General features: G+C 70.1%; 15 protein-coding genes and 1 pseudogene. 6 read left to right on the forward strand and 10 right to left on the reverse strand.

What is annotated here, in order from left to right; all coding sequences use genetic code 11:
• Positions 1-114 precede the first annotated feature (114 nt).
• Positions 115-738: pseudogene (locus ACZ4VA_RS05225) on the reverse strand (hypothetical protein).
• Positions 739-929: 191 nt separating this feature from the next.
• Here ACZ4VA_RS05225 and ACZ4VA_RS05230 point away from each other — a divergent pair.
• From ACZ4VA_RS05230 to ACZ4VA_RS05240, 3 genes are all read left to right on the forward strand, one after another.
• Positions 930-1,532, forward strand: a complete 603-nt coding sequence (locus tag ACZ4VA_RS05230; RefSeq protein WP_468079868.1) for a TetR/AcrR family transcriptional regulator — start codon at positions 930-932, stop codon at positions 1,530-1,532.
• 268 nt (positions 1,533-1,800) lie between these two features.
• The gene (locus tag ACZ4VA_RS05235) at positions 1,801-2,193 is read left to right on the forward strand and encodes an ester cyclase (RefSeq protein ID WP_468079870.1); all 393 of its coding nucleotides are present in this window, start codon (positions 1,801-1,803) and stop codon (positions 2,191-2,193) included.
• 93 nt (positions 2,194-2,286) lie between these two features.
• On the forward strand, positions 2,287-2,973 hold the full coding sequence (locus ACZ4VA_RS05240; protein ID WP_468079872.1) for an SDR family NAD(P)-dependent oxidoreductase: 687 nt from the start codon (positions 2,287-2,289) through the stop codon (positions 2,971-2,973).
• 503 nt (positions 2,974-3,476) lie between these two features.
• On the opposite strand, the gene ACZ4VA_RS05245 is transcribed toward ACZ4VA_RS05240, so the two are convergent.
• The gene (locus ACZ4VA_RS05245; RefSeq protein WP_356170743.1) at positions 3,477-4,082 is read right to left on the reverse strand and encodes a dihydrofolate reductase family protein; all 606 of its coding nucleotides are present in this window, start codon (positions 4,080-4,082) and stop codon (positions 3,477-3,479) included.
• Between the two features lie 222 nt (positions 4,083-4,304).
• Entirely contained in the window at positions 4,305-4,892 is a 588-nt protein-coding gene (locus ACZ4VA_RS05250) for a TetR/AcrR family transcriptional regulator (RefSeq protein ID WP_356170740.1), read from the reverse strand.
• A 94-nt stretch (positions 4,893-4,986) separates the two neighbouring features.
• On the opposite strand from ACZ4VA_RS05250, the gene ACZ4VA_RS05255 reads away from it, so the two are divergent.
• A complete protein-coding gene (locus tag ACZ4VA_RS05255; RefSeq protein WP_468079875.1) occupies positions 4,987-6,030 on the forward strand; it encodes an NAD(P)-dependent alcohol dehydrogenase in 1,044 nt (347 codons plus the stop codon).
• A 161-nt stretch (positions 6,031-6,191) separates the two neighbouring features.
• Here the strand turns inward: ACZ4VA_RS05255 and ACZ4VA_RS05260 are convergent, their stop codons facing one another.
• Both ACZ4VA_RS05260 and ACZ4VA_RS05265 read right to left on the reverse strand, forming a co-directional pair.
• Positions 6,192-7,040, reverse strand: a complete 849-nt coding sequence (locus ACZ4VA_RS05260; RefSeq protein WP_468079877.1) for a class I SAM-dependent methyltransferase — start codon at positions 7,038-7,040, stop codon at positions 6,192-6,194.
• Between the two features lie 218 nt (positions 7,041-7,258).
• Positions 7,259-7,720 carry a GNAT family N-acetyltransferase gene (locus ACZ4VA_RS05265; protein ID WP_468079879.1) on the reverse strand — a complete coding sequence of 154 codons (462 nt, stop codon included), beginning with the start codon at positions 7,718-7,720 and terminating at the stop codon, positions 7,259-7,261.
• Between the two features lie 161 nt (positions 7,721-7,881).
• Here ACZ4VA_RS05265 and ACZ4VA_RS05270 point away from each other — a divergent pair, with 161 nt between their 5' ends.
• Positions 7,882-8,526 carry an MBL fold metallo-hydrolase gene (locus tag ACZ4VA_RS05270; protein WP_468079881.1) on the forward strand — a complete coding sequence of 215 codons (645 nt, stop codon included), beginning with the start codon at positions 7,882-7,884 and terminating at the stop codon, positions 8,524-8,526.
• Between the two features lie 9 nt (positions 8,527-8,535).
• Here the strand turns inward: ACZ4VA_RS05270 and ACZ4VA_RS05275 are convergent, their stop codons facing one another.
• Together ACZ4VA_RS05275 and ACZ4VA_RS05280 are read right to left on the reverse strand one after the other, a co-directional pair.
• On the reverse strand, positions 8,536-8,961 hold the full coding sequence (locus ACZ4VA_RS05275; protein WP_468079883.1) for a MarR family winged helix-turn-helix transcriptional regulator: 426 nt from the start codon (positions 8,959-8,961) through the stop codon (positions 8,536-8,538).
• A gap of 169 nt (positions 8,962-9,130) precedes the next feature.
• Positions 9,131-10,093 (reverse strand): threonine ammonia-lyase, encoded by a 963-nt coding sequence (locus tag ACZ4VA_RS05280; RefSeq protein ID WP_468079885.1) that lies wholly within the window; start codon positions 10,091-10,093, stop codon positions 9,131-9,133.
• A gap of 216 nt (positions 10,094-10,309) precedes the next feature.
• On the opposite strand from ACZ4VA_RS05280, the gene ACZ4VA_RS05285 reads away from it, so the two are divergent.
• Complete coding sequence (locus tag ACZ4VA_RS05285) at positions 10,310-11,485, forward strand: hypothetical protein (RefSeq protein WP_468079887.1); 1,176 nt, start codon at positions 10,310-10,312, stop codon at positions 11,483-11,485.
• Between the two features lie 155 nt (positions 11,486-11,640).
• Here the strand turns inward: ACZ4VA_RS05285 and ACZ4VA_RS05290 are convergent, their stop codons facing one another.
• From ACZ4VA_RS05290 to ACZ4VA_RS05300, 3 genes are all read right to left on the reverse strand, one after another.
• The gene (locus ACZ4VA_RS05290) at positions 11,641-13,680 is read right to left on the reverse strand and encodes a condensation domain-containing protein (RefSeq protein WP_468079889.1); all 2,040 of its coding nucleotides are present in this window, start codon (positions 13,678-13,680) and stop codon (positions 11,641-11,643) included.
• Between the two features lie 127 nt (positions 13,681-13,807).
• A complete protein-coding gene (locus tag ACZ4VA_RS05295; protein ID WP_468079891.1) occupies positions 13,808-14,734 on the reverse strand; it encodes a 4'-phosphopantetheinyl transferase family protein in 927 nt (308 codons plus the stop codon).
• Entirely contained in the window at positions 14,731-16,041 is a 1,311-nt protein-coding gene (locus tag ACZ4VA_RS05300) for a hypothetical protein (RefSeq protein ID WP_468079893.1), read from the reverse strand. Before ACZ4VA_RS05300 ends, ACZ4VA_RS05295 begins: the two co-directional genes overlap by 4 nt.
• Between the last annotated feature and the right edge of the window lie 35 nt (positions 16,042-16,076).

The raw sequence follows: 16,076 nt of genomic DNA on the forward strand, positions 1-16,076 counted from the left end.
TGTGTCCCCTCCCCAGCGCTCGCCCCCCGCCTTGCAACAGGGCGGAACGATCGTTTGTGTCGCTGAAGGCCGACACATCACGGAGCAACGGCGCAGGTGAACCGGCGCGCGTGCTCATCGCCCGTCAGCCAACCGTCCCACCGTGGCCTGAGCGTTGACTGCTGCGAGCACGGCGTCCGCCACCTGTGCAGCGGACCGTCCCCCACCGGCGTCGATGCGATCCATGCCCCACCTGTCGATGGCATCGATCATGAGGGCCTGGTAATGCTCAGTACGGGCCAGGAACTTGTCGATCAGCTGCTGCTCCTCGTCGGTAGCTGCTGTGTAGCGGCCCGCTGCGTGAACGCGAGCACGTACCAAAGCATCGTCCGTGGTGAGCCAGACGGCAGCGGTCCGCGGGACCTCCAGCCTCCCGACGTGGGCGGGCCAGAGTGCCGAGCCCTCCAGGACCAGGCCCTACCTGCTGCTGCCTTCGGCCGCATGGACGTTGATCAGCTCTTCGATACGGGGCCACAACCGATCGTAGTGGCCGAGAACGGACGCGATCAGTTCGTCCACCGTGAGTGATCTGTAGTGCTCGACAACGTGCGCCGGCACCTCCCACTCCGGGGTTCTCCAGGGTCGCCCAGGATGCCGGGCCAGCCGGTCAGTGCTCAAGCACTCGAACTTGAGCCTCTCCGCCACTACTTGGGCAACGGTCGACTTTCCGACGTTCGACGTCCCGCCGATCAATAGCACCCGCACATCACGCACGCGGACGACCCTACTGATCTTTCCGCGACGATGCCCGACCCGCTGCTTGTCGGACCCGGCGGACGCAAGGGAGCGGCCGGGCGTGCGGAGCGTTATTCGGCTCGCGTCCGATGCCTCCAGGCCGATCGCTGCCGCGTTCTGGATTCTGAGATACAGAACCTGATAGCATCGTCGACATGGGTAGGCCACGATCGTTCGACGAGGCCGCCGTGCTTGACGCGGTGGCGGCGGAATTCCGGGTGCACGGCTTCGCCGACACCTCGACCGAGCAGCTCTGCGAGGCGGCGGGGGTGCGGCGGAGCAGCCTGTACAACGCCTTCATCTCCAAGGACGAACTGTTCGTGCGCGCCCTGGAGCGGTACGTCGCCACATACCGCGAGGCCCGGACGAAGCTGCTCACCGACGACCAGCTCAGCGGAGGTGAGCGGCTTCGCATCCTCATGGAGGGGGTCGTCGAGGAGGAGCGTGCCGCGCGGGAGCAGGGGCATGCGGCGGGCTGCATGGTCGTACACAGCCTGATGGCTCCGGACCTGCGCGAGCGGGACGAGCGCGTGACCCGCATTCTCGATCGGGACCTGCGTGACCACGTGGGCCTACTGGAGGAGGCGATCCAGGCCGGGCGCCTCGACGGCAGTATCCGAGCGGATGCCGATCCCCAGGAGGGCGCCTTGCTGGTGATGGCGCTCATCTCCGGCCTGCGCGTGACGGCTCAGGCAGGGGTCGAACCCGGACTGCTGCGGCAGGTCTCGCTCAACGGGCTTCACTCGCTCCTGAGTTGAGGACATGACCTCCGCGGTCGAGCATTCACCTGCCTTCATTTTGGATTTTCAAATACAGAAGGGCGAGGACTAGGCCCTGCAGATTCCCAGATACGCAGCTACTCCCCCACATTTCGTCTCCGTTCAGCGAACTTCGAGGTGGCGTGCGCGAGAGACGCACACCCCTCATCGAGCGGCCACCTCCACGAAGGGGCCCAACTCCCTTGAACGTCATCGCCAGCCGATCACACATCCCCGATTCGGGGCCGCCCCACAGAAAGGCCCACTGATGTCCGACAGCGACCTACGCGAGTTCTACCTGCGCTACATCAAGGCGCTCAACGCCCACGAGTTCGACGGCATGGCCCAGTTCATCGACGACCGGACGACGCTGAACGGCGAGCGCGCCACCCGGGACGACCTCATCGCGGTCCAGAAGCATGACGTGGACGCGGTCCCGAACCTTCACTGGGAACTCAAGGAATTGCTCTTCGACGGCGACCGTCTTGCCGCCCGTCTGATCAACACGGGTACTCCGGTGAAGGAGTGGCTGGGCGTGGCACCGACCGGCGCCTCCTTCGAGATCGTCGAGTACGCCATCTACCAAGTGCGCGACGGGCGCTTCGTACACATGACAGCGCTGCACGACGCCGGCGAACTGCTCCGCCAACTGACCGGCTGAATGGCTGACCTACGGGGTCGGCGTCAGCAACTCGATGAACAGTCCGAACAACACCAACTGCCCACCTGGGCCACGTAACTCTTGAGGACACCCATGACCATCACACTCATCACCGGGGCCAACAAAGGCATCGGATTCGAGACGGCCAGGCAGCTTCTGGCGTTGGGCCACGTCGTCTACGTCGGCGCTCGTGACGTCGAGCGGGGCGAGAAGGCAGCTGCGGCGCTCGGCGCACGCTTCGTGCAACTCGACGTGACCGACGACGCATCGGTGAACAGGGCCCTGGCCACGATCGACTCGGCCGAGGGCCGGCTCGACGTCCTGGTGAACAACGCGGGCATCCTGGGGAACGGCACCCTCGACGGTCCCACGGCACTCCGAGCTTTCGACACCCACGCGGTGGGGGTCGTGCGCGTCACGGAGGCGGCGCTTCCCCTGCTGCGCAAGTCCTCGAACCCCACCGTGGTCACGGTTTCCAGCAGCGCCGGGTCCTTCTGGGCGGTGACCAATCCGGAACGGCCGGAGTTCAACCTGCCGTTGGCGCTCTACTCCGCGTCCAAGTCGGCAGCGACCATGCTCACGGTGCAGTACGCCAAGTCCCAGCCGGGCATCAAGTTCAACGCCGTCGAGCCCGGCACCACCGCCACAGACCTGACCGCGGCGTTCGGCATAGGACGGTCACCGGAGGAGAGCGCCAAGGTCGTCGTACGCCTCGCGACTCTCGACGCGGACGGCCCGACCGGGACCTTCCAGGACGAGAACGGCGAAGTGCCCTGGTAAGCGGTCGGCTGAGGGCGGTCGGGAGGCGGCCCTGCTTGGGCAGGCCCCGACCGTCCCCGCGGGCCTTGACGTTGCTCATCACACTCGTGGCGGAGCCGCCGAGCCCCCCCACTCGAATCCGTAAGGTCCGGCAACACGGGCGACGCGCCCACACGAGCGTGCGGAGGCGGGCGGCGGCGGTCGCCCTCTACTGCCTGGCCATGTGCAGGGCCCTGGTGCTCGTCGCCTGAGCCCGCACCACGTCGGATGCCTACGACGGTCCCCGTCCCAGCCGACCGCCGACATCGCCGGCCCCGTGGGACGCCGGCAGCAGGCCAACAGCCTCCGATCGCGAGACCTACAGACACCCAGTGCCGTCGAGCGGTGCACCAGCCACATCCAAGCCGCTGCCCGGCCACCCGCATCGGTCATCGGCAAGAAGAGGACCTCCACCACGGGCGACGCACGGACTCCCCCGTCGGGCGCATCCTCCTTCGGGCCCCCGTCGCCCCGGACAACAACGCTTAATAGCTGTCGTAGCTCGGCTCGCCGCTCGGACGGTAGATGCCGACGACGGTGCCGCCCTTCGTCGTCGACACGCTGACCGGCTCCAGCGCGGTGGGGATCGCGCCGCCGGCGAACAGCCGCTTTCCGGTGCCGATGATCACGGGGTGGATGGTCAGCCGGTACTCGTCGACGAGGCCGTGCCGCATCAGGGTCTGAGCGAGGTCGCCGCTGCCCACGACGTTGATGTCGCCGCCGTCGGATTCCTTCAGCTTGCGTACGGCATCCGCGGTGTCGCCCTCCAGCAGCGTGGAGTTCTGCCATTCGACGGACGTCAGGGTCCGGGACGCCACGTACTTGTGCATGGTGTTCATCCGACTGGTGAACGGGTTCTCGGGATCTGCGGTCGGCCAGTACGCGGCGAAGATGTCGTAGGTCTTGCGGCCGAGCAGCATCGCGTCGGAGCCCTCGTACCAGCCGGCGATGGCTGCGCCGACCTCGTCGTCGGCCACCGGCTTCTGCCAGCCGCCGTACTCGAAGCCGCTCTCAGAGTCCTCGTCCGGGCCACCCGGCGCCTGCATGACGCCGTCCAGCGTCAGGAACGTGCAAACGTTGATCTTGCGCATGGTGCGCTCCCTTCGTCGACAGGTAGACCACGCAGCCACCGGAAACTCATCGGAAAAGCTTCCGCGGCTCAACACTGACAATGTCGTCGGAGGAGCCCGGCTGCGAGATGCGGTCCTCTCGGCCGCCCCAGCGAGTCTGGTGCGTACGCACGGCATAGCCGAGGAGGCGCGTCGATGCGGAGCACCGGCGATGATGCGACACCCCAAGGGCGGGCCCGAGATCTAGTCGGCCGCCATGGCGCGGCGGACACTCTCGCGGAGCAAAGTGCGACGCTGCTCGTGCACTTCCGAGGGCTCCTGCGCGGTGGCGGCGTAGACGTTGCTGACCGGGGACCAGGCCATGGACATCGCGATCACCATGGCCATGACGTCGAAAGGGTCCCCCTCGCGCACCAGGCCAGCCGCCTGAGCCTCCGCGATGGCGCGCAGTTTGCGGTCGTCGAGACGGTCGGGGTCCTCGACCAGGTGCCCGGTCGGGCGCCGCTCCAGGCGTGCCCAGGTGGCCAGTCGGATGAGGTCGGGGCGTCGGAGGTACTCGTCGTAGAGGCGTACGGCCCAGTCCGCGAGGTCGTCGGCGTCGATCGGTACGACGTTGACGATTCGTTCCAGCGAGCCGAAGAAGATGGCGTCGAAGAGCCCGTCCTTGCTGCCGAAGTAGGCATAGAGCTGCGCTTTGTTCGTGCGCGCCGCGGCCACGATCCGCTCCACGCGCGCACCCGCGATCCCGTGCTCGGCGAACTCCTGGGTCGCCACATCGAGGATGCGCTGGTAGGTCGCGGCTCCACGGGAGGTCAGGGGCTGATCGGCCATACCTCGACGCTATCAGACAGAACAGTTGGTTTGCTTCTCCGGATCCGTGTGCCTACCGTGAATAGACCGAACAGTCTGTCTAAAGGGAGATGCCATGAGGAGCACCGTCGGTTGGCAGCTGGAAGAGGCCTCGTCGGCACTGCGTCGGGCGCCGCTGGAACGTCGGGATCTACGCCCGGACGACATCGCGGTCCGCGTGGACTTCTGCGGTGTCTGCCACAGCGATCTGCACGCCCTTCAGGCCCGCCAGGGCGCCGGGGGTCCACCTCTGGTGCCCGGGCACGAGTTCACCGGCACGGTCACCGAGACGGGACCCCAGGTCGGTGACTTCACCGTCGGGGACCTGGTGGCCGTGGGCAACATCGTCGACTCGTGCGGCGAGTGCGCCATGTGTAGGGCCGACCAGGAGAACTTCTGCCACGCCTTCCCGACACTGACCTACGACGGCACAGACCGGCACGACGGGTCGACCACCCTTGGCGGATACTCCCGCGAGTACGTCGTCAGCGAGCGCTTCACCTACCGCCTGCCCGCCGGTCTGGATCCCGCCGCCGCCGCGCCTCTGCTGTGCGCCGGTATCACCGTGTGGGAACCGCTGCGCGCCCTCGGAGTGGGACCGGGAACCAAGGTCGCCGTTGCGGGACTGGGAGGTCTGGGCCATCTCACGGTCAAGCTCGCCGTCGCGCTGGGCGCCGACACCACGGTCATCAGCCGCTCAGCGGACAAGGCCGATGACGCTCGTCGTCTCGGTGCCGACGGTTTCCTCGTCTCGACCGACCAGGCACAAATGGCCGCTGCCCGCGACCGGTTCGACGTGGTCATCGACACCATCGCCGCTCCGCACGACCTCGGTCCCTACCTGCACCTGGTCGCCCTGGACGGGACGCTCAGCCAGCTCGGACACCTCGGGTCCGTCACCGTGGAGACCACCGACCTGCTCGTGGGGCGGAAGAAGCTCAGCTCGGGAGGCAGCGGCGGCAGGCTCGCGACCGCCGCCATGCTCGACTTCTGCGCCCAGCACGGCATCACCGCCGACATCGAACTCCTCCCCTCGACACAGGTGAACGAGGCCCTCGACCGTCTCCGGCACAACGACGTCCGCTACCGCTTCGTCCTCGACATGTCCGACCTGGACTGACGCCGCTTACGCCCTCCGACGTCACCTTCTCTCGCTATTCAAGCGCCCCGTCACTGACAACTCGTTGGGGGTACGGAAGTGGCGCCTCCGGTGCTGGCAGTCCCAGCATGGGGAACTACCTAGCCTCCCCTGGCAAGTTGCCCCGTCGACCCTTCCTCGGCCTACGCCGACGCGCGGGCGCAAAGCATCCAGCAGGCCGCCGTGAAACGTACGTCCGCGCCGTGGACGTACGGCTCGAAGGCGGGGCGGACCATTGCGACGACCTGCGCGCGCGTCTGCTCGTCCGCCTCCCGCAGCCGCAAGCCGACCGGGCCCAAGCGGGTGAAGTAACCGACCAGTTCGGCTTCGGGCAGGACGCAGGTCACGTCGATCGGTCGGATGTCGACGTCGGACCAGCCGCTCTCCCTCAGGACGCCGCCCACCCGGTCCGCGTCGGCGAAACCGAACTGGCCCGGCTCGTCCGGTCGACGGACCGGGAGATCCGGCAGGAGCGGTGCCGCGGCGCGCTCGGCCGTCGTCATGAAGGGATTGTCCTCGGGACCGCGCCACGCGATGGCTCGCAAGAGGGCGTTGTCCGCGGCGGCCTGGCGCAGGTTCGCGAAGGCGCGGACCGGATCCGGGAAGAACATGACGCCGAAGCGGGACACCACGGCGTCGAACGCTCCCGGGTCGAACGCGTGCTCCTGCGCGTCTCCGAGGATGAAGGACACCGGGGCCCGCTCCCGCTCGGCTCGCTCCCGGGCGGCGGCAAGCACCGGCTCGGAGATGTCGAGACCGACGCAACGGCTCGATGGGCCGAGTCGCCGCGCGATGGCCAGGGTGGTGGAACCCGTGCCGCAGCCGACGTCGAGCACCCGGCCCCCAGGAGCGGCGGCGACCGCCTCGACGAGCAGCTCTTCGAGAGGTCTGAAGAGGTTCTCCAGCATGTCCTGCGCGGCCACCCAGGCGTTGCCGGCCGGTCCGTTCCAACGGGTCGCCTGCTCGCCTTCGTTGCCCTGTGCGCCGCCCACGGTCGCCTCCTCAGCTGTCTCTGGTCGCTCCGAAGTGACACTGTGCCATCCCCGTACGACCCGAGGTGAAGGCCATGATGTACCTGGGTCCCGCCGGTGTGACGCGGCGCGCCGACACTGCCGCACGGCCGTCGCATGGCCTTCCCGCCTGAGCCGCCTGCCGGGCCTGCTCTCGGCCTGCCCGACGCCGCTCTGTCCGCGCCGTTCGCTCTGTCCGCTCAGGGCCGGACGGACTCTGCCCGTACCGGCTCGCGCACCATGAAGACATCGACGGGATCCTCGGCCTCGCAGACGAATCCGTGCCGTTCGTACAGTCGCCGGGCCGCGCTGCCCCGGAGTACGTTCAGGCGCACCGGGGTCGCCTCGCGGTCGCATGGTTCCAGGAGGGCACGCAGGACGGCGGAACCGATAGCCGAACCCTGATGGTGCGGGGCCAGGTAGAAGTGCTCCAGCCAGAGGGCCCCTTCGACCGGACGCAGCGCCACACAACCGGCGAACGCGCCGCCCACCTCGATCACCCACGTGTGCGCCGGTTCGAAGTTGGCGCGGAGCCGCTGCCGCACCCGGCGTTCGTCGTACCGGCCGAGCCGCTCCAGATCTGCCCGCATCACCACGGCGCGAAGCTCGGCCACCGGCTCGATGTCCGCCGCTGTGGCCGCCCGCATCACCCACTCCCCCATGATCGTCAGGTTACCGGCGCGGGCCCGTCGGCGTTGCGCTCAGCGCTGCGGCGGCGGAGGCAACGCGCCGACGCGCACGCCGCTCTCTGTCAACCGACCTGACTTTATTCACAGCCTACCTGTACAGTTTGGTTGTAGATAATTTCCTGCGGAGGATCACCATGAAGCTCACCAAGCACGCCCATGCCTGCGTGACCCTTGAGAAGGACAACGCGCGCCTGGTCATCGACCCGGGCACCTTCACCCCGGACGCGGGAGCGGCCGTCGCCGGCGCCGACGCCGTCCTGATCACTCACGAGCACTTCGACCACTTCGACGAGCAGCTCGTCGCCGCTGCTCTGGAGTCCCGACCCGAGCTGCATGTCTACGGCACAGCCGCCGTCGGGGCCGCCCTCGGCAGCTACGGGGACCGCGTTCACAGCGTCGTCGCGGGCGACACCTTCACCGTGGGCGCCCTCGACGTCTCGGTCCACGGACACCGGCACGCGCTGATCCACGCCGACATCCCCTGCCCCGACAACGTCGGTTACCTCTTGGACGGCGGAGCCGTGTACCACCCCGGGGACTCCTACTTCGCACCCGACGCCGCCGTGCGCACGCTCCTGCTGCCGACCAGCGGCCCCTGGACCAAACTCGGCGAAGCCGCCGACTACGTCCGCAGGGTCGAGCCCGAGCGGATCATCCAGATCCACGAACTCATGCTCAGTGACCTCGGACAGCAGTCCACTGCCAACATCCTGGGTGAGAACGGGCTTACCGGCACCCCGATCACCCGCCTGGCCCCCGGCACCAGCATCCAGCTGTGATGCCGTCCCTCACGAGCTCCGCAGGCGGTCGGTCAGTCGAGCCAACAGGCGTACGCAGTAACTCAGTTGGCGCCGCTCATCCACGTCCAGCGCTTCGCTGATCGCGGTTCCGAGCCGGCCTGACCGCTGCTCTCGTTCGGCCTGCAACCGGGCGCGTCCGGCGTCCGTGATGTGGACCAGGAGCTTGCGCCCGTCGGTGGGGTGGGGCTCGGTGCGGACGAAACCGTCGGCCAGGAGTTCTTTGACGGTCTTGGCAGCCGACTGGTGCGTCACCCGACGGCGCTGCGCCAACTCGGCCGTCGTCTGCGGACCGCCGCGGTCGAGGTGTCCCAGGGCGGCGGCTTCTCCGGACGGCATGGTGTCCACCGTGCGTACGGCCCGGACCAGCTCGCCGATCGTGTGGCGCAGCTCTTCCGCCAGCGCTTCGTCGTCCATGGTCGCACCCTACCCGCGGAGCTGAACCCGACTGTACAGTTCGGCTGCGGATCGTGCTCGTGGGCTACGCACCGGGCGGCGCAGGCGTGACCGCGGCACAGGCGTGACCCGTGGACGAACGCGCCGCCTCTCCCGTACAACCACCCGTCCATCCAGTTGTTGCGGGGCTCTATACGTGCACCCAGCTGCGGTACGCGTCCATGTCGACGTTGCTGCCGCAGATGACGGTGGCGATGTGCCGGCCTGCGAAGCGGTCCCGGTCCTCCAGGACGGCGGCGACGCCGAGGGCCGCGGAGGGTTCGACGAGCAGGCCGGCACACTCCAGGAGCATGCGCATGCCTGTGACGATGGACGCCTCGCGGACGAGGACGGCGTCGTCGGCCACCGCGATGAGGTCGTCCAGGACGGCGGGGATGGGATACCGGCCGGCGACGCCGTCGGCGATCGTGTCGGTCGGCCCCGTGGTGACGACTCGGCGCCGGTGCCATGAGCGGGTCATCGCGGGTGCGCCGGCGGGCTGCACGCAGATGACCTCGACGTCCGGAGACAGACTCTTGAGGACGAAGCCCACCCCGGTGGCCATCGCACCCCCACCGAGGGCGATCAGTACGGCGTCGAACGGGGCTGCCGAGTCTGCCAGTTCCAGGCCGATGGTCGCCGCGCCCTCGCAGGTCTCGACGTCGAGACTGTCCTCGACCAGTCGGATGCCTCGCAGTCGCGCGAGGTGCGCGGCCCGTTCACGGGCGCTCTCGAAGTCACCGTCCACTACCTCCAGTTCGGCTCCCGAGGCGCGGATACGGTCGAGCTTGATCGCGGGTGCCATGCGTGCGGCCACCACCGTCACCCGCACGCCCCGGCGGCGGCCGGACCAGCCCAGCGCCTGCCCGAGGTTGCCGGCACTCGCACACACCGCCTCGGTTTCGCCCCGGTCCGCCAGCAGCCGCGCGACGAGTTCCGTGCCACGCGCCTTGAAGCTGCGCACCGGATTCGCCGTCTCCAGCTTGATGCTCACCGTGCAGCCGAGCTCGCGTCCCAACGCGTCGCACTGATACAGCGGTGTGTCCAGAAAGACCGGGTCGATGATCCCGCGGGCCGCGCGGATCCGGTCCAAGTCAAGTCGCGTCGAAGGCATGCGCAAGAACGTAGCGCGCGGCGCGGGGCGACGGGGACGACGTCGATGAGACGGGCAGGAGCCCTCCCTCCACCGCTCTCCGCTCGCCCCGAGATCTGCCGCGTGCTGCCGTGCCTGCTACCGGTGAGAACCCCTCTCACCTGGCGTGATGCTTCACGTAAAATCCGGCCCGCTCCCCCACCCGCCCGCCGACGACCGAGACCTCAGGGACGACTCATGCCCACGATGCGCCGCGTCGCCGCTCTCTGCGCAGCTCTCCTGGTGCTCGCGGGATGCAGCGACTCACGAGGACGACACGAGGACCGCTCGTCCCGTACCAGTCGTCCTGACGGCAACGCCGCTGCCCCAGGCTGGAGTTACGACTACACCGGTCAGAGCACCAACGCCTCCTTCACCGACATCGCGGCCGCCTCCGCCGACGACGCCTGGGCCGTGGGAAAGAGCCCCGTCACCGGCTGGGTGGACGACCAGCAGACACTCCTCTTCCATTACTCCGGGAAGGTCTGGCGCCCCTACGACCTTCCGTCCGAACTGCGCCGCCGCCTCGATGAGCTCCCGACCGTCCGGCTCGACTCCTCCGGCCCCGGCGACGTGTGGCTCTTCGCGGGCGTCCTCACCAATCCGGACAGGAGTCGTCCGCCACTGGCCGCGCACTGGGACGGCACGGCATGGCGGACCGTCCGCCTGCCCCGGGAATTCCCCCAGATCGTGAGGGGCGCCGCCGTCTTCGGTCCCGAGGACGCCTGGATCGTCGACGGTTCGCGCACCGCCTGGCACTGGGACGGACACCAATGGCGCGCCTCCCGGCTGCCCGGCCGGGCGCAGGCGCTGGCGGGTGTGTCCGGGCGCGACCTGTGGGCGGTGGGATCCGAACTGACACCTGAGGCCAACCCAGGCCTTGCCGGGGCACATTGGGACGGCAGCCAGTGGACGGAGACGACGATGCCCGACCTGGCGCCGGGCCCGAAGGGCGACCCGCACTACGGCGAACTCACCCGAGTCATCGCTGTCTCGGCGGAGGATGTGCGCGCCTTCGGCACCGTCTCGAGCGAAGGCGGGGACACCGACGCCTACTTCGCCCCGCTCGCCGTACGTTGGGACGGCTCTCGGTGGAAAGAGGAGGACCGACCCCCGTGCTGCGCGACCGGCGGAATCGCGGGCGGCCTTCTTCTCACGCCCAAGCGCTACCTGACAGCATCCGGCGAGGCGAGGCGGATCGCCCAACCCCACTGCTCGACCTCCCGGTCAGGCAAGCGTGGGTGCGGGCAGCACCTCGAACTCGAAGACTACGCAGCGGTTCCGGGCACCCGGCAGGTCTGGGGCGTCGGCTCGCTCAGAGGCGGCACGCCCACTCCGCGCCCGGTCATCGTCCGTATGTCCACGGCTCGTTGACCTGGGACACCCACTCTCGGTTCTTCATACGGCCCCCTCCGGCATCACGCCGCCAGACGTAGCCCAACCCATTTGCCCACCAGGGTCGTTGGCACGCCACACATGACCCCCGCCCTCCGGCTGCCGTACTCGATCTCGGACGCCGTGGTCTGGGGTCACGTGCTGCGTGCCAGCACCGCCTCCAGGGCTCGGGACAGCGCCCGCGCGCTCGGGTCCGCGCCGCCGGTACCTGTCATCACGACGGTCGGTGCCCTCCCCGTGCGCCGAGCGGTGCGACGGGCGATGTCGTGAGCGGGCCCGGCGGCGGAGCCTGATCCGCACAGGAGCAATCGACGTCCCTCGCCGACCAGTTCGGGCAGAGGGCCGGGTGGCACCCGCAGGCCGGTCATCGCTAGGGAGAGGATGCGCTGCGGCCCCTCGTGCTCGCGCAGAAGGGTGTCGTACACGCCGGGAGTGACTCCGGGTGCGGTGACCAGGCACACGACGTCCGCGCCCGGCTCCCCGGCCCGCAGTACCGCGAGCCGGAAGCCGGTGCCTCCGGGCGGGGGTGGTGCCATGCCGGACACCGAGGAACCCGCCAGCAGGTGCAGGGCGTCGCCCACCGTCGGATGCTCGTCCCGGTGCTTGGGCAGACCGTCCAGCAGGTGCAGACACTGGTCGAGGACGGTGCGGACGTCGGTGGCCGTGAATCTCGCCCGGTCGTACAGGGCGGCCAGTACGAGGGTGCCCTCGCTGTCGTGGTGCGCGGCCAGGGTCAACGGGGTCGCCGTGTCGCCACCGGTACTGTGCGGCGGGCCCGCCCCGATGCCCTGCGCCGCCAGTTCGGCCCGCAGATCCTGAGGGAGGTCGGGCTTGCTGTCGAAACGCACCGTGGTCTCGACGAGGCCGGCGTCCGGTCCGCGTCCGCTCCACCGGCGGATGTTCTCCTCGCAGACCCAGGCGTACGGGGGCAGGTCGAGCGCGGCGTCCCGGACCCGCAGCAGCAGGTCGGCCAGCGGCGCGGTGGGCTCCACGGTGACGGTGACGGGCAGCGTCTCACCGAGCAGTCCAGGGGTGTCGGCCGCGCCCCGCAGCGACATGTCCCGCCCGGAGACGTGCACGCCGAACGCAACCGGCAGCGGGCCGCGGGCACCGGCCGCCCAGTACAGCAGCAGCGCCCACACCACGTGCAGCACACTGCTCTCCCCCGCGCCCCGGTCCGCGGCCCACGCGCACAGCCGGGCGGTTTGGGACGCGCTGAGCCTGCACTCGATACGGCCTCGTCCCCCGTTGCCGGGCAGGGGTGGCCCGCTCTGGCGGCCCACCCTGACGGCGGCAGCGGCCGGCGGTGCGGCCGAGGCCCAGAACGCGCTCGCTCCGGCCGGGTCCTGCCGGGCCCGCCACCGGGCGTGGTCACGGAGATCGGGACGACGCTGCCCGCCGGGCAGGACGCCGCCGGCGAGATAGGAGCGGTAGAACTGCCGTACCAGCAGCCGCACTCCGCGCTCGTCCAGCAGGGCGGCGTGCCAGCTGAGGACCACACGCGTGGGCCCCCGTGCGGCGCCGTCCCCATGCGGCCCGTCCAGCAGCAGGACGCGCAGCAGGCCGGGCCGGTACAGCTCGAAACCGCGGGCCCGTTCCCGCTGGAGCAGTTCGCCCAGCGCGACGCCGGCGTGCGCGTGGTGGACGACCTCAACCGCCACACGATCGTGGAGTACCAGGCGAGCAGAGCCCGCGAGGTCGAAGCCGGCCCGCAGGACCGTCTCCCGCTCGGCCACGGACTGCCATGCGGTGATGAACCGGCCGGAGTCCAGTGGCCCAGTCCAGTCCCACCACAGCTGCTCCACGTACCGGCCCGACCCGTTCGAGTCCTCGACCGCCGCCGTGAGCAGGCTCCGCTGATCCCCGCTCACGGGGATCGTCTCCGCCTCTGACGGTGCCAGCAGGTCGGCCAGCAGGTCATCGGTGAGCGTCGCGCGGGATCCGGTACGAGCGTGCAGGGTGAGCCGCTGGGCGGACCTGCCAATCCGTCCCGTGTCCGCACCGTCGGCCAGGGCGACGTCGTAGCCCCGGTGGCGTGCGGCGACACGGGCCGCGACGGCCTCCGCGCCGGTCCGGGTGAGCGAGCACAGGTCGAAGACGAGCGGTGATCCGGTCGAGGACGGTTCGTGCACCACCGCGGGAACGGTGCCCAGGTGCTCGTGACGGCTGTTCACCCGTCCCTCCCAATGCCGCACGCCTGCGTCCGAACAACCGTGCCGGGCGCCTCGACCCCAGTGACGAATCGTTTCGGCACCGCGCGTCGGCGCGAAGCTCCGGCAAGCCGCCTCCCGGCCCCGGCGCTCACTGCCGTCGGGGGCTCCGACGCCCCGGAAAGTCGATGATCTTCACGTCCGACGGCGATGAAAGCTCTCGCCCCTGCGCTGATGCGGATCCGGCCGCTGAAGCGGGCGCGGACGCCGGAGCGGGTGTGGGCGCGGGTGCGGGTGCCTGTGACCGGGACTGCTGTGCCGTGCTCCGGCAGTGCGCCTCGCTCACCCAGAAGCGGCCCCCGACCAGATGTGTGGTGAAGGCCCACTCCCCGTCCGCGTCCCCGACAAGACGAGCGCCGCCCGTCGCGTCCCACTCGAAACCGACCGCCGAGAACCGGCGCCGCATGCCGTGCCCCAGCGCCTTGGTGTACGCCTCCTTCAGCGTCCACAGCCGCAAGAACCGCTCCGTACGCTCCGGTTCGGGCAGAGCCGCGAGCACGTCACCCTCCTCGGCGGTGCACACGTGCTCGCGCAGCGCCTCGAACGAGATACGCCGGTCTACGGGTTCGGCGTCCACGCCGATGGGCCCGCTGCGGCTGACTCCGACCACGATCAGCTCACCGGTGTGAGTGAGGCTGACCTCCAGGTCCGCGCCGAGCCCGCGCAGCACGGGGCGCCCGCCCGGCAGGTAGGCCAGGTCGAGCCGGTCCGTGGGTACCTGCAGTGCGGCGGCGGCGGTGTACTTGACCACGGCCCGTGAGACGGCGAGGCTCATCCGGCCCGCGGCTGCCGGGTGTTGGCGGTAGCGGGGCCAGTCTCGGCCCAGCAGGGTGCGCAGCCCGGGGTCCAGCAGGACAGGGGTCAGCCACTGGCCCCAGGTGGCGTGCACCACCGCCCGGCCCGTCTCCTCGACCCGCTCCTGGACCTCCTCCCACGGCCCGTCCGGCCCGGGGGCATGGCACGGCGGCGGCGACGCCGGTGCGGCGACGACGGGTCCGAGGCCCCGGGGCCCGCTCACCACGCCGTCCTCGTCGCATACAGGTCGCAGTCCACACGGTCGGCCGCACGCCGGGCCAGTTCGTCCCATACGGGCGAGGTCTCGGGCGTCCGGTCGGACACGGGCAGGGCGAGCCGCCAAGTGATCCGTCCCAGTGCCAGAAGCGCCCAGTCGCTCCCGCCGAGGAAGCTGGGATGCGTCCCGGCCGCCGCGTCCCACACGCCCAACACCGCGACGGTGAGCGCCAGTAGGGCCCGACGGTCGGCCAGCGCCCGTGCCGCCGGGTCGGCGGTGTCGTGAACGGCAACGGCCACACAGGCGAGTTGCAGCTCCCGCTGCTCGACGAGCAGCTTGCGGACGAGGCGGGAAAGCGCGGCGGTGCCGGGACGGCTGCCGTCGGCGAGTCGCTCACCGGCAGCCGTCAGCGCCGCTGCCCATGCCTGGGGGCTGTCGCCGTCCGGCACGGTGGTGATGCCCTCGGTGATCCTGAACAGCTCGGCGGGGTAGCGGGCGTGGGCCGTCCGCGGGTTGTTCGCCGCGTTCAGTGCGCGCACGACACGGGCCTGGGCGTCACGTGCGGTACTCCAGTCAGCTCCGGCGAACACCTTGTCCCGCTGGATTCGGGCCAGCGTGCGCCGTTCGAGGGTGTCCGAGCCGAACCCGCACTCGTTCAGCACCAGTTCGAGATCGCCGAGCAACTCGTCGAGCAGCAGCGGCACGAGGTACCCCACGACGTCGGTGAGCCACTGCCCGCCCTGGGCCGGCTCCGGCCTATCCGTGTCCGGAGTCCGTTGGGTGCGGGAGCGCAGAGCTACGGCGGTCAGGCTCTCGCAGGCGAGGAGATCGGCGAAGGCCGAGGCCAGGACCGGCCGCCACTGCCCGGCACCGGGCTCGTATGCGCACAGGCCGTCCACGATGCGGGTGGCCGCGCGCAGGACGCCGGCTGCCGAGGCGAGCAGCGCCGCGGGCCCGAGCAGCGCAGCCGTCGGTGGCGGGACGACGGTATTCAGGAGCGGACCCGTGGTCCAGGCGTGCGCGAGGGCCAGATCCCGGCGAAGGAGCGGGCGCAGGGCGCGGGCGATCTGCCATGGTGCGGCCCTCACCTGTGTGGCGTCAGGCAGCCCGGCGGGCGGGGCGGGCAGAGCGCCAGGTTCCGCGGCCCACAGGGCGGCACGCCCGTAGGGGTTGGTGCGGTCCCGGGGATCGCCCAGCAGGGCCTCCAGGTGCGCCGCGTACCGCGCCGCACCGAACGCGTCGTCCGCCGGGCGGGCCGGGGTCGATGACGCGGGGTGCCGGTCGGTGCCCGGAAGCGGCCGGGTCAGGACCATCGCGGGCCTCCTCGTCGTCGTGGTTGCGCTCGTTC

The sequence above is a fragment of the Streptomyces sp. NPDC028308 genome, assembly GCF_055565855.1.

What these genes read in the sequence shown, in the direction of transcription:
- ACZ4VA_RS05230 (WP_468079868.1), top strand. Translation starts at nt 930, where the DNA reads ATGGGTAGGCCACGATCGTTCGACGAGGCCGCCGTGCTTGACGCGGTG.
- ACZ4VA_RS05235 (WP_468079870.1), top strand. Translation starts at nt 1,801, where the DNA reads ATGTCCGACAGCGACCTACGCGAGTTCTACCTGCGCTACATCAAGGCG.
- ACZ4VA_RS05240 (WP_468079872.1), top strand. Translation starts at nt 2,287, where the DNA reads ATGACCATCACACTCATCACCGGGGCCAACAAAGGCATCGGATTCGAG.
- ACZ4VA_RS05245 (WP_356170743.1), bottom strand. Translation starts at nt 4,082, where the DNA reads ATGCGCAAGATCAACGTTTGCACGTTCCTGACGCTGGACGGCGTCATG.
- ACZ4VA_RS05250 (WP_356170740.1), bottom strand. Translation starts at nt 4,892, where the DNA reads ATGGCCGATCAGCCCCTGACCTCCCGTGGAGCCGCGACCTACCAGCGC.
- ACZ4VA_RS05255 (WP_468079875.1), top strand. Translation starts at nt 4,987, where the DNA reads ATGAGGAGCACCGTCGGTTGGCAGCTGGAAGAGGCCTCGTCGGCACTG.
- ACZ4VA_RS05265 (WP_468079879.1), bottom strand. Translation starts at nt 7,720, where the DNA reads ATGGGGGAGTGGGTGATGCGGGCGGCCACAGCGGCGGACATCGAGCCG.
- ACZ4VA_RS05270 (WP_468079881.1), top strand. Translation starts at nt 7,882, where the DNA reads ATGAAGCTCACCAAGCACGCCCATGCCTGCGTGACCCTTGAGAAGGAC.
- ACZ4VA_RS05275 (WP_468079883.1), bottom strand. Translation starts at nt 8,961, where the DNA reads ATGGACGACGAAGCGCTGGCGGAAGAGCTGCGCCACACGATCGGCGAG.
- ACZ4VA_RS05280 (WP_468079885.1), bottom strand. Translation starts at nt 10,093, where the DNA reads ATGCCTTCGACGCGACTTGACTTGGACCGGATCCGCGCGGCCCGCGGG.
- ACZ4VA_RS05285 (WP_468079887.1), top strand. Translation starts at nt 10,310, where the DNA reads ATGCCCACGATGCGCCGCGTCGCCGCTCTCTGCGCAGCTCTCCTGGTG.
- ACZ4VA_RS05300 (WP_468079893.1), bottom strand. Translation starts at nt 16,041, where the DNA reads ATGGTCCTGACCCGGCCGCTTCCGGGCACCGACCGGCACCCCGCGTCA.